Below are 18,147 nucleotides of genomic sequence, written 5' to 3'. Positions count from 1 at the left end.
CATCACTACACTACTTCCTCCCGCTTAGGCATAGAGGCTTGAGCACCCATGCGCGTAACCGAAATCGAAGCGGCTTTGCAGGCAAAGGCGATTGCATCGGGTAACGACTGCCCTTCGGCCAGCCCTACGGTCAGTGCGCCATTGAAGCAATCGCCTGCCGCTGTCGTGTCAATGGCTTTGACGGTTGCCGTCTCGATAAGCTGGTCCTCAGTACCCGTGGAGAAGTAAGCCCCTTTTGAACCAAGCGTAATAACAACATTCGATACGCCCATTTCATGGAGTTTTTGAGCGGCTTGCTTAGCCGTGGGTAAGTCTGTTACACGAACCCCCGTGAATAGTTCGGCTTCGGTTTCGTTGGGCGTGATTAAAAAAAGATGCTGAAATAAATCGGCTGGAAGTTCCTGAGCAGGGGCAGGGTTCAGAATAACGCGCAACCCTTGTTGGGCAGCCTGCTTCACCACATGCTCGACGGTGGGAAGCGGAATTTCGAGTTGGAGAAGGACCAGGGCGTCGGCGCTTGCTGTTTGCAGGGCTGCGTCGGTTTCGTTGGCTTGCAGATGGGCGTTTGAACCCGGAGCCACCGTGATACAGTTTTCGCCCGAAGCATCCACATTAATCAGTGCAACGCCCGATGGGTGTTCCGTATCGGTCAGTATGTAGCTAGTGTTGATGCCTTCCTGTTGGAAACCCGCCACAGCCTGTTGACCAAAAATATCATTGCCAACCTTGGCAACAAAGGTCACCTGACCACCCAGTCGGGCGGCACCAACTGCCTGATTGGCTCCCTTACCACCCGGATTCATCAGGAATGTACCGCCCAGTACGGTTTCGCCCGGTGCGGGTAATTTTTGGGTCTTCACGACCATATCGGTATTTGAACTACCAACCACCAAAATCTGATTTGGCATAACGAAAAAGCGTTTTCGACGAAATTGTTAATTAACTAGTTTTTTGTCATTCCGACGCAAGGAGGAATCCGCTCCGGCGGCCCGGTCAAGCTTGACTAATAAGCTACTTTGAGATTCCTCCTTGCGTCGGAATGACAAAAAAATAACTCTAAACTTCAGTACGCAAACCTATGAATAGCCGTGAATCTAGAGATTCTTTAGGTTCCAAAGAGTCATGTAAACCATGCCTGTATCTAAATGCATTTGGTAACGCCCATTTACTGTTTTAGTCAAATTTATCTGAACAGCCGATGTCCCAGGGAGTTAATCATATGTATGTTGAATCTGGCATCTGTATGCTTATATTGCATGCTATTGCTCCGATCTCTTAACTGGACCATATCAGCTATTATTGGTAGTTAACTACCCGAAAGCACTCAATGAATTCATTACCTGTTGATCTGACAAACTGTGAGCGCGAGCCGATCCATATTCTCGGCCATATCCAGTCGCATGGGTATTTAGTAGCTATTCAACCCGATACTTATACCATTGTACACGTCAGTGACAATATCGCTGAGCTGGTTGGCATTGCACCGACTCAGTTGCTGGGGCAGCCTGTACAGGCACTGTTGGCGGAAACAAGTGTGCCAGGAAACACACTGGTAGAACTCTTGAATGTAGGTTGCCGGAATGATTCGTGGGATACCATGAATCCAAATCGGGTAACCCTGAATGGACAAGTCTGGAATCTGATTATTCACCAATATTTAGGGCTTATTCTGCTCGAATGGGAACCCAGTGGCGATGAACGGAATGCGCTGATCAATCAGCAATTACTGGCGCAGGCGCTAACGGAAGTGCAGTCGAGCCGAACCCTGGTCGACTTGCTTCAGAATACGGCCCGGCGTGTAAAAACGATTATTGGTTTCGATCGGGTCATGGTGTATCGGTTTGGCGCCGATTGGCATGGTAAAGTAATTGCCGAAGAAAAAGACGACGACTTAGAACCCTACCTGGGCTTGCATTACCCGGCTTCGGATATTCCCCGGCAGGCCCGCGAATTATATAAAATCAATCTGGTGCGATTGATTGCCGATGCAACCAGTACGCCATCCAAAATTTTATCTGATTCAGATTGGCCCAGCGATCGCCCGCTCGATCTTACGCATTCGGTGCTCCGAGCTGTTTCACCGGTTCATATTGAATACCTGAGGAACATGGGTGTGCAGGCATCCATGAGTATTTCGTTAATGTATCGGGGTGAATTGTGGGGGCTGATTTCGTGCCATAATACAACACCCCATTTTGTCGATTATCCGGCTCGGCAGGCGGCTAAGTTTGTCAGCCAATTACTCTCGGCAGCTTTAGAGTTTCGTAAAGATGAAGAAGACAAGACAAACCTGCTGCAATACACCCAGAATGGGCAACGGCTTCACGAGCAGTTAATTTTTACGGACGACGTTGTGCGGGCACTAGTCAAATCGCCCGTAACAGTGCTGAACATGACCGAGGCAACCGGTGCTGCCTTAGTGTTCAATGATAAAGTTTACCAACTGGGGCAGACGCCCGATGAAGCTGATATTCGGGCCTTGGCGGATTGGCTCCCCACAACCGACACCGAAACATTTCTGGAAACCAGTCAACTTCCGAATCTGTATCCTCCGGCTGAAGCTTTTCGGGATGTAGGTGCTGGCTTGCTGGCGATTGAGTTGTCGCGGGAGTTGAAAGAATATGTATTCTGGTTTAAGCCTGAGCAGATTCAGGAAGTTACCTGGGCGGGTAATCCCGATAAACCCGTTACGGTTACCTCCGATGGGCAGCAGCGCATCAATCCCCGAACGAGTTTTGCCGCCTGGATCGAAATTGTACGCAATACATCGAGTCCCTGGAGCGAAGCCGAAATAGGGGCTGTTGTTAAGTTGCGCGAAGATATTTTGCAGGTTGTAACAAGGCAGGCGAATGAAATCCGGCTGCTAAATCAGCGTTTACAAGTAGCCTATGAAGAACTGGATGCCTTTAGCTACACCGTATCGCATGATTTAAGAACCCCTTTATCGTCGATTCGCTGCTACTCCGAAATACTGCTTGAAGAGTACGGAGCTGAACTGAATCCCGATGCGCAGGCTCTGTTTCAGAAAATCATTGATTCAACGGATCGAATGCGGAGCCTCATCCGGCATATTCTGTACTATTCGCGGATGGGACGCACCGATTTAAGCACTGAAAAGGTCGATATGCGTCAACTGCTGGAAGGCATCCGGGAGGAAATTATGGTAACAGCTAAAGATCGGTCTTTACAGATTGACATTGGAGAGACGCCAGCCATTTCGGCCGATCCAACCATGGTATTGCAATTATTTACAAACCTGATTGGGAATTCAGCAAAATATACCAGACTGACTCCCAAAGCAGTTATACAGGTAAATGGTCGGCAAACAGACGATGAGGTTATTTATTCGGTAGAAGATAACGGCATCGGCTTCGATATGAAGCAAGCTGGCAAGATGTTTGATTTATTCAAGCGATTGGAAAATGCCCGTCAGTTTGAGGGCACTGGCGTTGGTTTGGCTATTGTGAAGCGGATCATTAACCGGCATCAGGGCAAAATCTGGTTTCATAGTGAACCAGATCGGGGTACCACGTTTTCTGTTGCATTTCCACTGACGACACACGCCTAGCTCATGGTTGACGTATTATATATTGAAGATAATCCGAACGATGCGGACATATTCAGTCGCCTGATGCAGAAGCTGAATCGCCCGTTTACGTACACTGTTATGGACAGTGGCTCAGAAGCTGTCGATTATCTGACGGGCCAGGGGCGCTATAAAAACCAGCCACATTCGTTGCCTAAACTGGTGTTGCTGGATTTGAATCTGGATGGTCTGAGCGGTGTCGAAGTTGTACAGCAGGCCCGCTCCATCGATCGAACCCGGTTTGTGCCCATCGTTGCGTTTAGCACATCCGATAGCCCGCGCGATATAAAGTCAGCGTATGAAGCTGGTGTGAATGCCTATATCGTGAAGCCAGGTAGTTATCAGGCTACCGGAACCTTACTTAGTAAACTGTGCGATTTCTGGCTTGAGAACAATGCCCGAATCGATACGAAGTAGATTTACTCAACACCTTCAATGAGCACTTTATTAGAGCGTTTACGGAACGAAACCCGTCCCCTACACGAACAGACTGAACAACAGTTTTATACCGAAGCCTTACAAAACGGAACGCTTTCAGTAGAGGAATATAGTCATCTGCTCCGAACCCATTTCATATTTCATCAGGCGCTTGAAACGGCAATTGATCAATACCCTGAGTTTTTCAAAGACTATGAGCCAGATACGCGTCGGAAAACAGCCTGGCTGCTGGACGATTTGGCCAATCTGAATGAGGCAGTGCCGCAGGTTATGCCTGAGTTATTTGCTGATTGGTCACCAGTTTCCTTGCTGGGTGCGGCTTATGTTGGCGAAGGGTCGATGTTGGGCGGAACGGTAATCTGGAGAATGTTACAGAAAAACCCCGCCATTCTGCCGTTACTCACGCACGCTCGATTTTATCAGGGATATGGGGCATCTACCGGAAGTAACTGGAAGAACTTTGGCGCATTCATAACCCGCGAAGGAGAGGCCCACGCCGATGAAGTGGTGGCTGCTGCGGGTCAGGCTTTTATCGATTATCAGACTATTTTTCAACGTAGCCAGTTGCCAGTTCTTTAGGTAGTTCGCGTTAAATCAGGGGCGCTGAGCCTGGTTTATTGATTTGAACTAATTCTGCTTGGTATCCTCGGTCTGTGTCCTAACCTAGAATATAAGCACATTTTTTGAGCATGTTCAAAACTCCGTTAGGAGTGGCCTGTTAATAGTAAATAGAGAACTAATCGTACCCTGAAGCGCCGTAGGTGCGACCGATATGGACAGAATTAGGTCGCACCTACGGCGCTTCAGGCTCTTACTAAGCGAGAATACCTATTGACAGGTCGCCCTTACAGGGCTGATTAGCCTATGTCAGAAATGTTTATATACTCTAGGTGAGGACACACACCGAGGATACAGCTAAAATACCGGTCAGAGACCGGATAACACTCTGACGAAGTTTAAAACTTCGCCGAACTACTTCAAGGCATCTCTAACCAATCTAAAGAACTGGCAGGAACACCTTAAAGGTAGAGCCTTCACCGGGTTGACTTGTTACATCAATCGCCCCGCCATGACTATCGACAACTCGTTGGCAAATGGCTAATCCAATACCGGTACCACTGTAGGTCGCCGGATCGTGCAATCGTTGAAAAGGACTGAAAATTCGATCCTTATACCGCTCATCGAAGCCAATACCGTTATCGGTTACGGTAATAAGCCAGAAAGGATAAGGGTGTAAACCTTGTACCTGCGTAGGCAATTCGTCGGGTTGAACCATGCGCGAATGAATGCTGATAACGGGTGATATGCCCGGCGAGGCAAACTTTAACGCGTTGGCAATCAGATTCTGAAAAAGCTGTCGTAGCCGCGACGAACTCCCCGAAATTTTGGGTAATGGGCCAATGTCGATAGTCGCTTTTTTCTCCGTAATACTCATTTCCAGATCGTTGACCACATCTTCAAGAACACCGTTCAGGGCAACCGTTGTGAAGGGTTCGCGCTGGGTACTAAGCTTGGAATAAGTAAGTAGATCCTTAACCAGCATTTGCATCCGATGGGCCGAACGCTGAATTCGACGGATCATGTCTCGCTCGCCATCGGAAAGATTATCGGCAAATTGCCCTTTCAGCAAGTCGCTAAAGGCCTGAATCCGGCGAAGCGGCTCCTGTAAATCGTGCGACGCTATGTGCGCAAACTGTTGTAGACTTTCGTTGGAGCGTTTAAGTTCAGCGTTGGCTTTGTTGAGGTCAATGGCCTGTTGTTGTGCAGCTAACTCAACTTTCTTTCGCTCAGTAATATTGTTAAAAGTAACTACCACACTATCGCCGTCCTGCTGAACGACCGATACTTCAAACCAGCCTTCTAACCCTAATTCATCACGGTAATACTGCGTGCTTTGTCCCGGTTCGCCCGTTTCGACAACGCGTACATAGAGATCGAAAAAGCCATTTTCCCGGTTGCCCGGAAATACGGTCAGCAAGGTTCGCCCAATAATTTCTTCGGGCTGCATGGCGTTGCTTCGGACAACCGCTGCATTGGCGGTATTCATCATGAAATCGACAATTGTGCCGGTTTCATCCCGAATCGCCGTCATGGCTATAATGCTGTTGATTGATGCATCCAGCGTCGTGCGTAGTTGATGGGCCTGACGCTCCAGATCCTGAGTTTGTTGGTGTACCAGTTGTTGCAGATGTACCTCATTCTCTTTATCGGAAGTTATATCAACCACTGTCCCAATAAACCGCTCAACAGCTCCCTGGTTATTCTTAAATGTCTGCCCTTTGGAACGAATCCAGCGAAGTTGACCATCCTCTATACCCAGGGTTCGGTACTCACACGTAAAAATTCCGTTGCTATCCGGTTGCAGCACGTCTTTTACCGCCTGGTCGGTTAACGCGCGATCGTCGGGATGAAGGCCTTGTAAAAACACAGTGTAGTCGATCTCGGCCGTAGCAGGCAGACCAAACAACTCCTTACAGCGATCTGACCAGATCAATTCGCCAGTAAGCGGATAAAACTCCCAGGTACCAATTCGGGCCGATTCTACGGCAAGTCGTAAGCTGGTTTCGGTCATCTGCGACCGAATTCCGGCCCGTTTTCGATCGGTGACGTCAATCAGTACACCCGAAAATGTGAGCGGCTGATGTTGCTCATTATAGCTCAATCGACCACGGGCAAGCACCCACCGATCTTCTGAAAACTTAGAAGTAATTCGGTACTCTGCCTCATACGTATGGCCTAACTGGACGGCTTCATTAATAAGCAGAATAACCCGCGCCTGATCGTCGGGATGAATAGTATTAGTGAATGTGCTTAGAGGGAGCCCATTCTGTCCCTGTGTTTCATCTACGCCAAAAAACCGCAATAGATTTCGGTCGCCAAATACCTGATCAGTTCCAATATCCCAAAACCAGGTCGCAATCAGACCAATGCTGAGGGCTGTTTGTAACTGATCATAAGAACGTCGCAATAACGCTTCTTCATGGGGCTGAAGTGTGGTTGACGGAGCAGCGGGCGGCTGATTCATACAGTAAATGAGCTCTAGGCCGAAATGAGCTCTGGTAGTAATAAACCTGTTTTTTAACAGGACTGTTTGTGTATAACTTCTGATAAAATTATCATATATCTGTCATTATACCCAAAAAGGCCTGAAAACTGGTGTGCTAACCGCTACGGCTGCCGTAAATCAGGGCTTTTTATTGGTTGGTGGCGTCTTACCTGTTGCCTTTTTCTCCGCTTCTTTCTGCGACTTAACCGCTCGTTTTTCGGCCTTGCGAGCAGCCTGCCGTTCATGCAGAACTTCCACTTTATCGTTATGGATTTCCTCGGCTTCTTCCACCGAGTGTGATTCGGACAGACTGGCTTCAGTTTTGGCCTTGGCAGCCAATTCGCCAAAGAACCGGTGTAAAGCGTGGAGTTCCTGTTCGGTCAAGTCTTCCACATTCAACAGCCGATTACTCGCTTTTCGATTGACGGCAAGAAGCTCATTCAGTTTGATCTGCATCGCCAGCGAATCTTTGTTCTGCGATTTCTGAATCAGGAACACCATTAGAAAGGTGACGATTGTTGTTCCCGTATTGATGATCAATTGCCAGGTGTCGGAGTAGCCAAAAACGGGGCCGGTAACGAGCCAGATAATAATGGTTAGCAAGGCTATCAAAAAAGCGGAGGAAGAGCCAGTAGCCTGGGTTGCTTTGGAAGCAAATTTCTCGAAGAATTTGGTGAATCGGCTGGAGTTCATACGATAAACGAATTAAAGGAGGTAAGTTCTCTCTAAATCGTCAATCCATTGCGCTCTCTGAGATTAAAATGGTCAATCGTGACGGCCAAGTTTTTTCTGAAGCGCTTTATACGTCGCCAAATACGCAGGAGCGGAATACAGCGCTATAGATCGCTCGGTCCAGGCTAACGCTTGCTCCCAGTCTGCCGCTGACGTTCCCAGTTCACGGTAGGTATCTGCAATTTCATGCAGTGAATGCGACACTTTCCACGACATAAGTCGATCGTTGGCTGGCTGATCAATAGCTGCTATCTTAGTCCGGATTGAGTCAGGTATAATAACCATCATCGTTTTTACCCGTAGGGCTGTTGTCGAATCTAATTTTCGCAAACTATCCAGCGGTTGGCTCATCAATTGGTTTTGCGCAATTGGGCCCGCTAGCTCCCGATATTTTGCGAAGTTTTTGGTTTGCCTGAAAAACTTCAACCGGTAGTCGTTGGCTGCTTCCTGTTTCTGAGCCTCCTGCCGAACGAAAAATGGATTGCCGGAAACCGTATTTCGTTCGTTGTTGACAATGACTTTTTCGAGTAGTGCTTCGTCGTTAGTGAGTTCTGCCTGTTTGAAGTCGTTGGAGAGCGCACGGTACAAGGCACGATAAACGGGAGTTGCCAGATTCCGTTTCGCTGGGTCGGATGAGAGAATAGAAGGTCGATTTTTAATCAGGAAATCAAACGACTTTGTTGTTGACGATTGTAATTTTTCCGCCAGATAGGCTATCGTTTCATTGGTTGCCCGTTCGGGTTCGGGCAGTGCATCCAGATAAGCGTCGAGCACATCGTCGATAGGCCGATTAAGTGCCTGAAGGGAAATCAGGTATTTTTTGAGGAAATCGGGATCACGTTTCCCCTCAACATAATCACGATCGCCCTTGGCAACTGTTGTTCGTAGTTGAGATAAAGCCAGCATATGATCGGCCTGATCGATCATGCCGTTGATGCCCGGATAGCCTACCGCCCGGTGGACCAGCGTTCCATTGGGATCGATATACAAAGCCGTTGGATAACTTGCCACAGCGTACTGTTTGGCGATTTGAACACCTTCGCCCCGCTCGGCATCGAGCTGGTAATTGATAAAGTGCACGTTGAACTTTGCCCCTACTTTGGGGTTAGGAAACGCTTCTTTGGCCATGCGTTTGCAAGGAGGGCACCAGGTTGTATAAATGTCCACATACACGGGTTTGTTCTGGCGTTTGGCTTCGGCCAGTACTTCGGTCCAGGAGCCTTTAAAGAACGAGATTCCCCCTGGTTCAGCAGCTAAATGAGTAGCATCTTGGGCAATTGAACTAAAGGTAAGAAGTGGAAGCAGGCAAAAAATTAACCGTGAAACGAGCAATGGCATATAAAATCGTATTGATGTGTAATCGGAAGAAGTTAGAAAATTATCTGCTTTTGTTGGCTAGCTGGCTTGGTAAATAACCAAATTTTCGTTTGAAAGCCGACGAGAAGTGGTGCGTTTCGCTGTAGCCAAGTTTGGTCGCTACGTCACCAATCGTAAAGCTACTATCACATACTAACTGGTGAGCGTACTGCATACGAAGATCGTTTAGATAACCGAATACGGTATGGCCTACTACTTCCCGAAATCCTTTCTTGAGTTTGTAATCATTCAACCCGACAAAGCGGGCCAGTTGCAGAAGCGAATAGGTATCCAACGGATTACGGTCAAGTAATGTTTTCACGGCGAGGACTTTGTCAATATCACTGGCCGTTAAGGACGTTTTTGATATGGGGCAATTAATTAAATGAATGGTATGAGAGTCAAGAATTTAGTCTGGCGTCTTAGGGCTGAATGAGTTTATGATAGACAGACATGTAATAGGGTAAGAGGAAAAACGTCCCTTCATGTTCATCGTTTCCGTCTCCTTCTGATAACCTGAGGGCAAACCCGTCACGATCCTGCCTTACGTGTCCACGCTCATCGATTGGCAGGGCATAGCCATCGGTACGCCAACCTTTGGTGGGATCTTGCCCAGGAGTAGGGTCAAAAACAACATCTAACCGGTGGGTATTGTCCATGGTATAACCAATTAAATCCAGCGGGATTTTCTGAAGATTTTCAAGAATAAAGGTTGGGTTGTTTGCTGCTTTGTAGCAGCGTTGGACTACAGAAGGAGCATACAGGTGGTTTTCGGGAAAGAGGTTTTTGCCTTCAAAGTACTTCTGATCGGCCAGACGGGTAAACTTATTGGCCAATGATTGATAAATGGCATCCCAAAAGGCATTTTTTTGCTTACTGATATGTAACCAGGCGGTTTCCAGCGCCTGGCGGTACATGAGTAACAACGATGGGTCAGTTTCATAGTTAATCAACCCGTAGAGACTCATCAGGCAAAGATTATTGTCCCAGGGAACTACATTTTCTGGGGGGAAATATTCTTTTGGGTGAAGGGCGGAAATATGGTAATTGTACTGCTTTCGTAGTTTGTCTGCTTCAAGCTCATACCTATTGTCACCGGTTACGTGCCTGGCAACATTAAGAAACGATAGCATCATCATAGAGTTTAGTCCACGCTGATCATATCCATAAACCGAATTGAAATAGTCCGGTGAAAAGTCACCCCATCGGGTCACTTTTCCGTCATGGTCAACCAGTTTGTATCCGTGGCGAATCAGGTGATCGGCTATGGAACGAACCACATTCTGCACGGCTTTTTTCTCTTCGTCGGTTTTGGCTACCAGGTCATAATAAATTCCGTAAAAGAAAAAATGCCCAGCCAGCTCATCCGAACTTGTATCGCATTTCCACCTAAATTTTCCGTCTTTGCTTGTGGGAAATCGGGGGTAAATGTCTTTCCACATCGGATCGGATTGCTGATGCTGTTTATTGTATTCGTGTCCATACTGCTCGTTGACAGGCTCAGGCCAGTCGATCGGAATAATTACCTTGGCGGGGAAACCCGGTTCGTGGGAAATGTCCACCAGCCATTTGCAGGATTTGAAACATCGATCTGCGAGTGCTTTGGCTTGTGGATTTCCCGTTGCTGCATAGCGGAAGGCTTGGGCTGCACCGTACATGGCGGTGTACATACCGTCATTGTCTGAAATAGTGTGTTCCCAACTCTCAATAGCAAACTGTTTTTTTAGATGACTTTGGGCTATGAAACCCATGCGGTTGTGTCGTTGCTCAACTTGCTGGGTGAAATAATCGGCTTTCTGTTCCAGGGTTATAAGCGTGGGTTTAATCTGACCTACGCCATTGTTCGTGGCAAACCAGGCTGTTCCGTCTTTGGCGACAGCGATGCCGTTAACAACGTCGTCTGGAAGCCAGCGTTGGCTAAACCGATAGCTAAAAAAATCGTTTTCGACCTTGATTGCCCCTTTGGTGGTGCCAAACCAGACTACCCCATTTGGTGCAGCGGCTCCACAGGTGAACTGATTGTAGGGTAGCCCTTCTTTGCCTGTAAACAGGTGCCAGTGTGCTCCATCCAGATAGCCTACCCCTTCCTCGGCACTGAACCACAAGCGGTTTCTGGAATCGACTAATACCACCGAAACATGGCGTAAGGGCCAATTGTATGTTTCGTTTGAGGGCATCATTCGCTCGATTTTTTTTCCCGTCAGACGATATAACCCCTTGGCGGTGCCTACGATCAACCGGTTTTGATACGTAGCCGAAGAAAGGATTTTTACTCCCTCGATTTGAGTCAATCCAGTTGCTGATTTGGCTGGCATATGGCCTGTTTTTGACCGCCAGGTATGTCCAGACAGCTCGTATATATCGTTATTGCTGAAAGCCAGAGGGGCATTGTTTATCAGTGATATCGCTGTTACTCTTCCCTTAGGAAGTCCGTTTTCAACTGTGTAGGAGGTCGCAACTTCCTGAACGAATGGTTGCCCATAAGAAATGTGGGAGCACACCAGAATAAGCGCTAAAAGTAGTACAAGGAGTTGGACAATGGATTTCACTAGCCTGGCTGATTTAGTAATCATTTGCCAATACTACCTACTTTGTCTTGGAAAGGGCTACGTATCCTGCTGACTAAAGGAGATTTATTTAATAGCTAGACTTCACCCTAAAAACAGACCCGCCAATTTTGTTCAGACGGGTCTGTTCTCTCCTAAACAAATCTTACTAGTTGATTACTTACAAACCTGATACGTAGTCGATGTATCTTTCTGCCAATCGGTTGCTACTTTGGTGAGGTCGGCTACGCAAATGGTCTGGATTTTATTGCCGAAGCATTGCAACACCTGTAACAGTGAATTGGCTCGTAAGTCTAGCTCGGTTAGGGTGTTGGAGAAGCACCACAACACGGTTAAGGCTTTGTTCTTGCTGATATCCAGACTGGTTAAGCGGTTATTGGTACAGTACAATTTGGCTAGTTTGGTATTGGTGCTGATGTTTAGGGAAGTCAGGTTGTTTTTAGTGCAACCCAATAGGGTGAGTGCTGTACTTTGGCTCACATCCAGACTTGTCAGACTATTCGCAGAACAATCCAATTCGTTGAGCGCGACATTCTTGGTTACATCCAGACGGGTCAATTTATTGGCGTTGCAATACAATTTATTCAGAGCAGTATTTTGGCTCACGTCCAGACTGCTTAGGTTGTTGGCCGAGCAATCGAGCGTTTTTAAGCTGATAAAAGCCTCAATACCCTGCAAGCGACTTATGTTTTTATTGGCAAGCGGCAGATTGATTACTTTTTGAGCGTCGGTTCCACGCAGTAGCCCATCTCGTACCGAATCGATTTTTAGGTCAATGAGTGCCTTCTCAAAGTTTGTATCCGGTATCGCTACGTAGGGTTCGACGCCGATGGCCAAGCTGAACGATGCTACTGTCGTAGCTTTTTTGCTGTCTCGGGCAATCACATTGCCAGCTACTGTGATGTTATACCCCACATTACGAATCGTGTAGGTAGTATCGGAGAGGTTTTGAGCTAACGTATCCTTATATACTACCATATAGGTAACCCGATCGCCGTTAGGGTCTTTGGCCTTGGTCCAGGTCAATAGTACGTCGTTACCAATAATCGTTGGTTTAGGTGTTACGGTAAAGGCTGCCGGTGGGAGATTAGGTTCTGGGTCATCACTTTTTTTGCAGGATAGGACAACTAAACTCAGTAAGATCGCCAGCGTAAACAGGAGAATTCGGGTAGACATAGGCCGATAACAGGTGTGTGGTAGAAAGTTGATATTACTGGCAAACCCGATACGTAGCTGACTCATCTTTGAGCCAGGTAGGTTTTACGTTGCCGAGGTCAGCTACACAGATAAATTGAATCGTATTGTTGTTACACGACATCCATTGTAACAGTGGATTGTTTTTTAGGTCGAGGTTGGTCAGGTTTGTGTTAGCGCAATACAGTTCGGTTAACGCGGTATTCTTGCTGACATCCAGATTCGTGATTTTGTTGCTGGAACAATACAAACTCGTCAGCTTTAGATTCTTACTGACATTAAGACTATCCAGCTTATTGTCGCCACCATTCAGGCTAAGAAGCTCTTTATTACTGCTGATATTCAGTATCTTCAACTTATTTTTCGAGCAAAATAATTGAGTCAGCATGGTGTTCCTGCTCGAATTCAGACTGTCTAACTGATTGTTTTTGCAATCCAGAATGAGCAATCGGGTATTTTTACTGATATCTAAAGCAGTCAGTTGATTGTTATCGCAATACAAGTTTGCCAGGATCGTATTTCGGGTAATATCCAGTCGGGTTAGATTGGTGGCCGAACAGGTTAAATCGGTCAGGATTTTATTCTTGCTGATGTCCAGAGTGCTCAGGTTGTTGCCAGAACAATAGAGTTCAGTTAAGAGCTCATTCTTGGTTACATCCAAACTGGTGAGGTTTGCATTTTTGCAGTCTAAATAAACCAGCCGGGTATTCGCCTGGATATCGAGGCCAGTTAAGTTATTATCCGCGCAGGCTAAAATGCTCAGCGAGAGATTCTTCTTTAAATCCAGACTGGTGAATTTATTGGCATTTCCATGTACAAGTGTTAGCGATGTATTTCGGCTAATATCCAGGCCGGTTAGGTTGTTGGCCGAGCAGGCTAAATGAGTGAGTTGCGTATTCTTGCTGACATCCAGACTGGTCAACTTGTTTTCACTGCAACCCAACCGATTGAGCATTGTCAATTTACTGACGTCCAGGTCTATCAGTTTATTCCCATTGCACTCCAGCGTTTTTAGTGCGGTATTGGTATGCACATCCAGATAGACCAGATTATTCTGCGAACAATCCAGGCTGGTTATATAGACAAAGCTTTCCAGCCCCTGCAAGCTGCTTATTCCTTTGTTATACAGATTCAGACTGGTTACTCTTTGCGTGCTGGAGAAGAGTACCTTCCCGTCTTTTTTAGTATCTATTTTCAGGTCGATCAAGGCCTGTTCAAAGGCTGGGTCGGGAATCGCTATTGCAAAATTGGGATCGTTGGGATCATCGTTTTTTTTACAGTCAGTAACGAATAAAATTAATAGACCAAGCAAGCTGATCAAAAGAAGCCGTGTATTCATAAAAACCTAACAAGTGTGCGGATTGGCGTAACAACATCTATTTACAAGTACACCAGATATAGGCCTTAGACGAAAAAAACGCTAAAAGTGACTAGGCTGTTAGTTTGATATAGTTTTTGATAGGGCTTTTGCTTAGACCTCTGCCGTGTCATGGTTCTAGGGAATGCCACAACTAATCGTGGCGTAGCATTGGCTATAGGCAATTGGGTAACTCTAAAAATAAGGCCCGTATTTACCGAAATACGAGCCTTGTTTTGACTGATTATGTTAATGATTTTACGCTACTTACATACCTTATAGGTTGCGGTTACGTCTTTAGTCCAATTAGTAGATACTTTAGCAAGACTTGCTACGCAAATGGTCTGAATTTTATTATTTGACGAACAATCCAGATACTCAAGAGCCAAATTGGTGCTTATATCTAATGCTGTTAAGCTATTAGTAGAGCAATTAAACCAATAAAGTGCAGTGTTTTTATTCACATCCAAAGTAGATAGGCTGTTATTGTAGCAATACAATTTTCCTAAGCCTACATTCTTACTTACATCTAGTGTAGTGAGCTTATTATTATAGCAATACAATGCTTGTAGTGCTGTGTTTTTACTGATATCCAGCGTTGTTAGGCTATTTCCGTAACAATACAAGTCGAGCAAATATGTGCTTTTGCTAACATCCAAACTAGTTAGACTGTTGCTTTGACAGTATAAGTAAGATAAGGCTATATTTTTAGTGTCCAGAGATATTAACTTATTGTTTCCGCAATACAATGTTTTTAGTAGGGTAGATTTACTTAAATCTAGAGTTGCTATACTGTTATTAGAGCAATCCAGATAGGTTAAATCCGTATTCTTATTAATATCAAGCGCTGTCAATTGATTATAAGAAGCATCTAGTCTTGTTAAAGCTGTGTTTTTGGTTACATCCAAAACCGCTAGTTTATTAACAGAGCAGTTTAAGTTGAGTAAAGCTGGCTGTTTACTAATGTCTAGGCTTGATATGTTATTGTGATAGCAGGCGAGTGCGTTTAAGCTGATATTTGTACCGACGTCGAGAGCATTTATGCTGTTGTAATTACAGTTCAGACTTGTTAGAGCCGTATTCTTACTCACATCTAAATTGGTTAAGTTGTTTAAGGAACAATCCAGACTCGTTAGTGCTGTGTTTTTACTGACATCTAGAGTTGAAATATTGTTACTGTAGCAAATCAAGGTTTTCAAATTCACAAAGGCTTCAATGCCTTGTAAATTCTTGATACTCGCTCCAGCTACATTTAGGCTAGTAACTTTCTGAGCACTAGACGGCAGAAGATTCCCATCCTGTACGTCATCAATTTTCAGCGTAATCAGCGCCTTTTCAAAATTGACATCAGGAATCGCTACATACGGATTTGCACCAGTAGTAATGCTGAAAGAAGATACAGTCGACGCTTTTTGATTATCGGAAGCCACAACACTTCCCACTACTGAAGCTCCATAACCCGCATTCTTAATTGTATAAGTAGTATCGGTGAGATTCTTAGCCAGTGTGTCCTTGTAAACTACGGCATAGGTGACGGGGTCTCCGTTGGGATCTTTGGTTTTTGTCCAGGTTAGCACTACATCGGTGCCAGAAGCGGCTAATTTGGGTATGACGGTGAAAGCAGCAGGCGGCAGGTTGGGTTCTGGATCGTTGTTTTTTTTGCAGGATACAACAAAAAGGGTCAATAGCACAGCTATTGAAAGTGCGGTAATCTTAATGTTCATAAAGAATTTAACAAGTGTAGGGTAATTAAGTGCAAGCCGGTGAGCTACTTGATTAGATTATTGCTTAGACAAGGATTTGTGTTTAAAGTAACCTTTCGGCTTATGTTTGTGTATAAAAAATAGCTCTGTGATACTGAACATAAATAAGCTGCTAGATCGAAAACAGAGTTTGTAAGGCTATATTGACAAGCTGCTATTTATGAACTAATCCCTGACAAGCCTTGTCTTTTTAGATATGGCAAAGTCTGAAATTCCACGGCCTAAACCCGCTGATTCTAAGGAACAAGTAAGCTGGCGCGAACGCTTCGCAGCTTTGGGTAATCTGCCCGCATTTTTCAAGTTAGTCTGGGAAGTATCGCCTGCCTTATTCCTCGGTAACGCTGCTTTGCGGCTTATTCGGGCCGCTATTCCAGCCGCTACCCTTTATATTGGCAAACTGATTATTGATCAGGTCGTTTTACTGTCACGGCAGGCGCATACGGAAGATACACATTACTTATGGTGGCTGGTTGGGATCGAATTTGGACTGGCTATCCTGTCAAACGCATTGGGACGGGCGGTATCGCTATTGGATAGCTTACTGGGCGATTTGTTTGCTAATCAGATTTCCATTCGGCTCATGGAGCACGCGGCCACACTCGATCTGGAGCAGTTTGAAGATGCTACGTTTTACGATAAACTCGAACGCGCTCGACGTCAGACAACGGGCCGCACGGTCCTGCTTTCTGGCGTATTTGGCCAGGTGCAGGAATTGATTTCAGTAGGTTTTCTGGCGGCTGGTCTGGCTGTGTATAACCCCTGGCTGTTGCTACTGATTTTGGTGGCTGTAACTCCCTCGTTTATTGGCGATAATTACTTTAATCAACGAAGTTATTCGCTCTCCCGCTCCTGGACACCCGAACGACGTGAACTTGATTACCTGCGGTACATTGGAGCCAGTGACGAAACGGCCAAAGAAGTTAAAATCTTTGGTCTCTCCAGCTTTCTGATTGATCGCTTCCGGTCATTATCCTGGGAGTATTATTTGAAGAATCGGGCATTGACCATTAGCCGCGCTAGCTGGGGAACATTACTAACGGCACTCGGTACAGCGGGTTATTATGGTGCCTATGTCTGGATCGTGATGCGAGCGGTTAGTGGGCAAATCTCGCTGGGCGATCTAACCTTTCTGGCTGGGTCATTTCGGCAGGTACGAGGATCGCTGGAGGGAATTCTACTTCAGTTTAGCAGCCTGACGCAGGAAGCGATTTATTTGCAGGATCTGTTCGATTATTTCGCAATCAAACCGCTGATTCACTCGCCGAAAACGGTACGCGCTTTCCCCAATCCAATCCGTGAAGGGTTTGTTTTTGAGAATGTTGGATTTAAGTACACAAACTCTGAGAGGTGGGCATTGCGTAATTTGTCATTTACGCTTCAGGCAGGGGAAAAACTGGCATTAGTAGGGGAGAATGGTGCTGGCAAAACCACACTTGTCAAGCTACTCGCCCGACTTTATGACCCTGCCGAAGGGCGAATTTTGCTGGATGGTTACGACCTGCGCGAGTACGACCTAATGGAACTCCGTCGTAACATCGGCGTCATCTTTCAGGACTATACACGGTTTAAAATGTCGGCCGGCGTCAATATTGCAGTGGGTGATATTGATCAACGAACTAACCAGCCCCGTATCGAAACGTCGGCGCAACGGAGTCTGGCCGATACCGTAATTGCCAAGTTGGCTGGGGGCTACGACCAGCAACTGGGACGCTCGTTTGGGAAAGGCGTTGAGCTTTCAGGAGGAGAATGGCAGAAAGTGGCGCTTGGTCGGGCATATATGCGCGACGCCCAGCTCATTATTCTTGACGAACCCACAGCCGCTCTCGATGCCCGCGCGGAGTACGAAGTTTTTCAGCGTTTCGCCCAACTGACCGAAGGTAAATCGTCGGTCATTATTTCGCACCGATTCAGCACGGTTCGCATGGCGGATCGGATTCTGGTTCTGGAAAATGGTACCTTGCTCGAAATCGGTAGCCACTATGAACTATTGGAGAAAGATGGCCGCTATGCCGAACTGTTTGGCTTACAGGCGCGGGGGTATCAGTAAGCTGATGGCGATAGGCTCTAGCCTCGTGTCTATTATTCACCGGCCTCATTTATTTTCACTA

Annotated in this window: 13 protein-coding genes; 4 read left to right on the top strand and 9 right to left on the bottom strand. The window is 46.3% G+C overall.

Going from position 1 to position 18,147, the window contains the following annotated elements; genetic code table 11:
- Nucleotides 1–5: 5 nt before the first annotated feature.
- Complete coding sequence (rbsK, locus tag H3H32_RS23640; protein ID WP_182458066.1) at nucleotides 6–908, bottom strand: ribokinase; 903 nt, start codon at nucleotides 906–908, stop codon at nucleotides 6–8.
- Between the two features lie 419 nt (nucleotides 909–1,327).
- Between rbsK and H3H32_RS23635 the strand changes: the two genes are divergently transcribed.
- From H3H32_RS23635 to H3H32_RS23625, 3 genes are read left to right on the top strand one after another with little or no spacing between them, the layout of a single operon-like run.
- Nucleotides 1,328–3,568, top strand: a complete 2,241-nt coding sequence (locus H3H32_RS23635) for an ATP-binding protein (RefSeq protein WP_182458065.1) — start codon at nucleotides 1,328–1,330, stop codon at nucleotides 3,566–3,568.
- A 3-nt stretch (nucleotides 3,569–3,571) separates the two neighbouring features.
- Nucleotides 3,572–4,003 (top strand): response regulator, encoded by a 432-nt coding sequence (locus H3H32_RS23630; protein ID WP_182458064.1) that lies wholly within the window; start codon nucleotides 3,572–3,574, stop codon nucleotides 4,001–4,003.
- 18 nt (nucleotides 4,004–4,021) lie between these two features.
- Nucleotides 4,022–4,603, top strand: a complete 582-nt coding sequence (locus tag H3H32_RS23625) for a biliverdin-producing heme oxygenase (protein WP_182458063.1) — start codon at nucleotides 4,022–4,024, stop codon at nucleotides 4,601–4,603.
- Between the two features lie 418 nt (nucleotides 4,604–5,021).
- Here the strand turns inward: H3H32_RS23625 and H3H32_RS23620 are convergent, their stop codons facing one another.
- From H3H32_RS23620 to H3H32_RS23585, 8 genes are all read right to left on the bottom strand, one after another.
- A complete protein-coding gene (locus H3H32_RS23620; protein WP_182458062.1) occupies nucleotides 5,022–7,049 on the bottom strand; it encodes a PAS domain-containing protein in 2,028 nt (675 codons plus the stop codon).
- A 159-nt stretch (nucleotides 7,050–7,208) separates the two neighbouring features.
- Nucleotides 7,209–7,763, bottom strand: a complete 555-nt coding sequence (locus H3H32_RS23615; RefSeq protein ID WP_182458061.1) for a low affinity iron permease family protein — start codon at nucleotides 7,761–7,763, stop codon at nucleotides 7,209–7,211.
- A 72-nt stretch (nucleotides 7,764–7,835) separates the two neighbouring features.
- Nucleotides 7,836–9,140, bottom strand: coding sequence for a thioredoxin family protein (locus H3H32_RS23610; protein ID WP_182458060.1), 1,305 nt, complete (start codon nucleotides 9,138–9,140; stop codon nucleotides 7,836–7,838).
- 40 nt (nucleotides 9,141–9,180) lie between these two features.
- Nucleotides 9,181–9,480 (bottom strand): helix-turn-helix transcriptional regulator, encoded by a 300-nt coding sequence (locus H3H32_RS23605; RefSeq protein WP_182458059.1) that lies wholly within the window; start codon nucleotides 9,478–9,480, stop codon nucleotides 9,181–9,183.
- Between the two features lie 100 nt (nucleotides 9,481–9,580).
- Entirely contained in the window at nucleotides 9,581–11,707 is a 2,127-nt protein-coding gene (locus H3H32_RS23600; protein ID WP_182458058.1) for a hypothetical protein, read from the bottom strand.
- A 174-nt stretch (nucleotides 11,708–11,881) separates the two neighbouring features.
- Nucleotides 11,882–12,967, bottom strand: coding sequence for a fibronectin type III domain-containing protein (locus tag H3H32_RS23595; protein ID WP_182458057.1), 1,086 nt, complete (start codon nucleotides 12,965–12,967; stop codon nucleotides 11,882–11,884).
- Nucleotides 12,936–14,258, bottom strand: a complete 1,323-nt coding sequence (locus H3H32_RS23590; protein ID WP_182458056.1) for a leucine-rich repeat domain-containing protein — start codon at nucleotides 14,256–14,258, stop codon at nucleotides 12,936–12,938. The genes H3H32_RS23595 and H3H32_RS23590 overlap by 32 nt, the downstream gene beginning before the upstream one ends.
- A 281-nt stretch (nucleotides 14,259–14,539) precedes the next feature.
- Complete coding sequence (locus tag H3H32_RS23585; protein ID WP_182458055.1) at nucleotides 14,540–16,000, bottom strand: leucine-rich repeat domain-containing protein; 1,461 nt, start codon at nucleotides 15,998–16,000, stop codon at nucleotides 14,540–14,542.
- A 235-nt stretch (nucleotides 16,001–16,235) separates the two neighbouring features.
- Here H3H32_RS23585 and H3H32_RS23580 point away from each other — a divergent pair, with 235 nt between their 5' ends.
- Nucleotides 16,236–18,086, top strand: coding sequence for an ABC transporter ATP-binding protein (locus H3H32_RS23580; protein ID WP_182458054.1), 1,851 nt, complete (start codon nucleotides 16,236–16,238; stop codon nucleotides 18,084–18,086).
- Nucleotides 18,087–18,147: the final 61 nt, after the last annotated feature.

The sequence above is a fragment of the Spirosoma foliorum genome (assembly GCF_014117325.1).
GTDB classification, from domain to species: domain Bacteria; phylum Bacteroidota; class Bacteroidia; order Cytophagales; family Spirosomataceae; genus Spirosoma; species Spirosoma foliorum.
The sequence above is the reverse complement of the archived record's forward strand: the minus strand, read 5'-3'. Positions and strand labels throughout refer to the sequence as shown.

What these genes read in the sequence shown, in the direction of transcription:
- H3H32_RS23580 (WP_182458054.1), top strand. Translation starts at nt 16,236, where the DNA reads ATGGCAAAGTCTGAAATTCCACGGCCTAAACCCGCTGATTCTAAGGAA.
- H3H32_RS23595 (WP_182458057.1), bottom strand. Translation starts at nt 12,967, where the DNA reads ATGAGTCAGCTACGTATCGGGTTTGCCAGTAATATCAACTTTCTACCA.
- H3H32_RS23610 (WP_182458060.1), bottom strand. Translation starts at nt 9,140, where the DNA reads ATGCCATTGCTCGTTTCACGGTTAATTTTTTGCCTGCTTCCACTTCTT.
- H3H32_RS23590 (WP_182458056.1), bottom strand. Translation starts at nt 14,258, where the DNA reads ATGAATACACGGCTTCTTTTGATCAGCTTGCTTGGTCTATTAATTTTA.
- H3H32_RS23585 (WP_182458055.1), bottom strand. Translation starts at nt 16,000, where the DNA reads ATGAACATTAAGATTACCGCACTTTCAATAGCTGTGCTATTGACCCTT.
- rbsK (WP_182458066.1), bottom strand. Translation starts at nt 908, where the DNA reads ATGCCAAATCAGATTTTGGTGGTTGGTAGTTCAAATACCGATATGGTC.
- H3H32_RS23630 (WP_182458064.1), top strand. Translation starts at nt 3,572, where the DNA reads ATGGTTGACGTATTATATATTGAAGATAATCCGAACGATGCGGACATA.
- H3H32_RS23620 (WP_182458062.1), bottom strand. Translation starts at nt 7,049, where the DNA reads ATGAATCAGCCGCCCGCTGCTCCGTCAACCACACTTCAGCCCCATGAA.
- H3H32_RS23615 (WP_182458061.1), bottom strand. Translation starts at nt 7,763, where the DNA reads ATGAACTCCAGCCGATTCACCAAATTCTTCGAGAAATTTGCTTCCAAA.
- H3H32_RS23625 (WP_182458063.1), top strand. Translation starts at nt 4,022, where the DNA reads ATGAGCACTTTATTAGAGCGTTTACGGAACGAAACCCGTCCCCTACAC.
- H3H32_RS23635 (WP_182458065.1), top strand. Translation starts at nt 1,328, where the DNA reads ATGAATTCATTACCTGTTGATCTGACAAACTGTGAGCGCGAGCCGATC.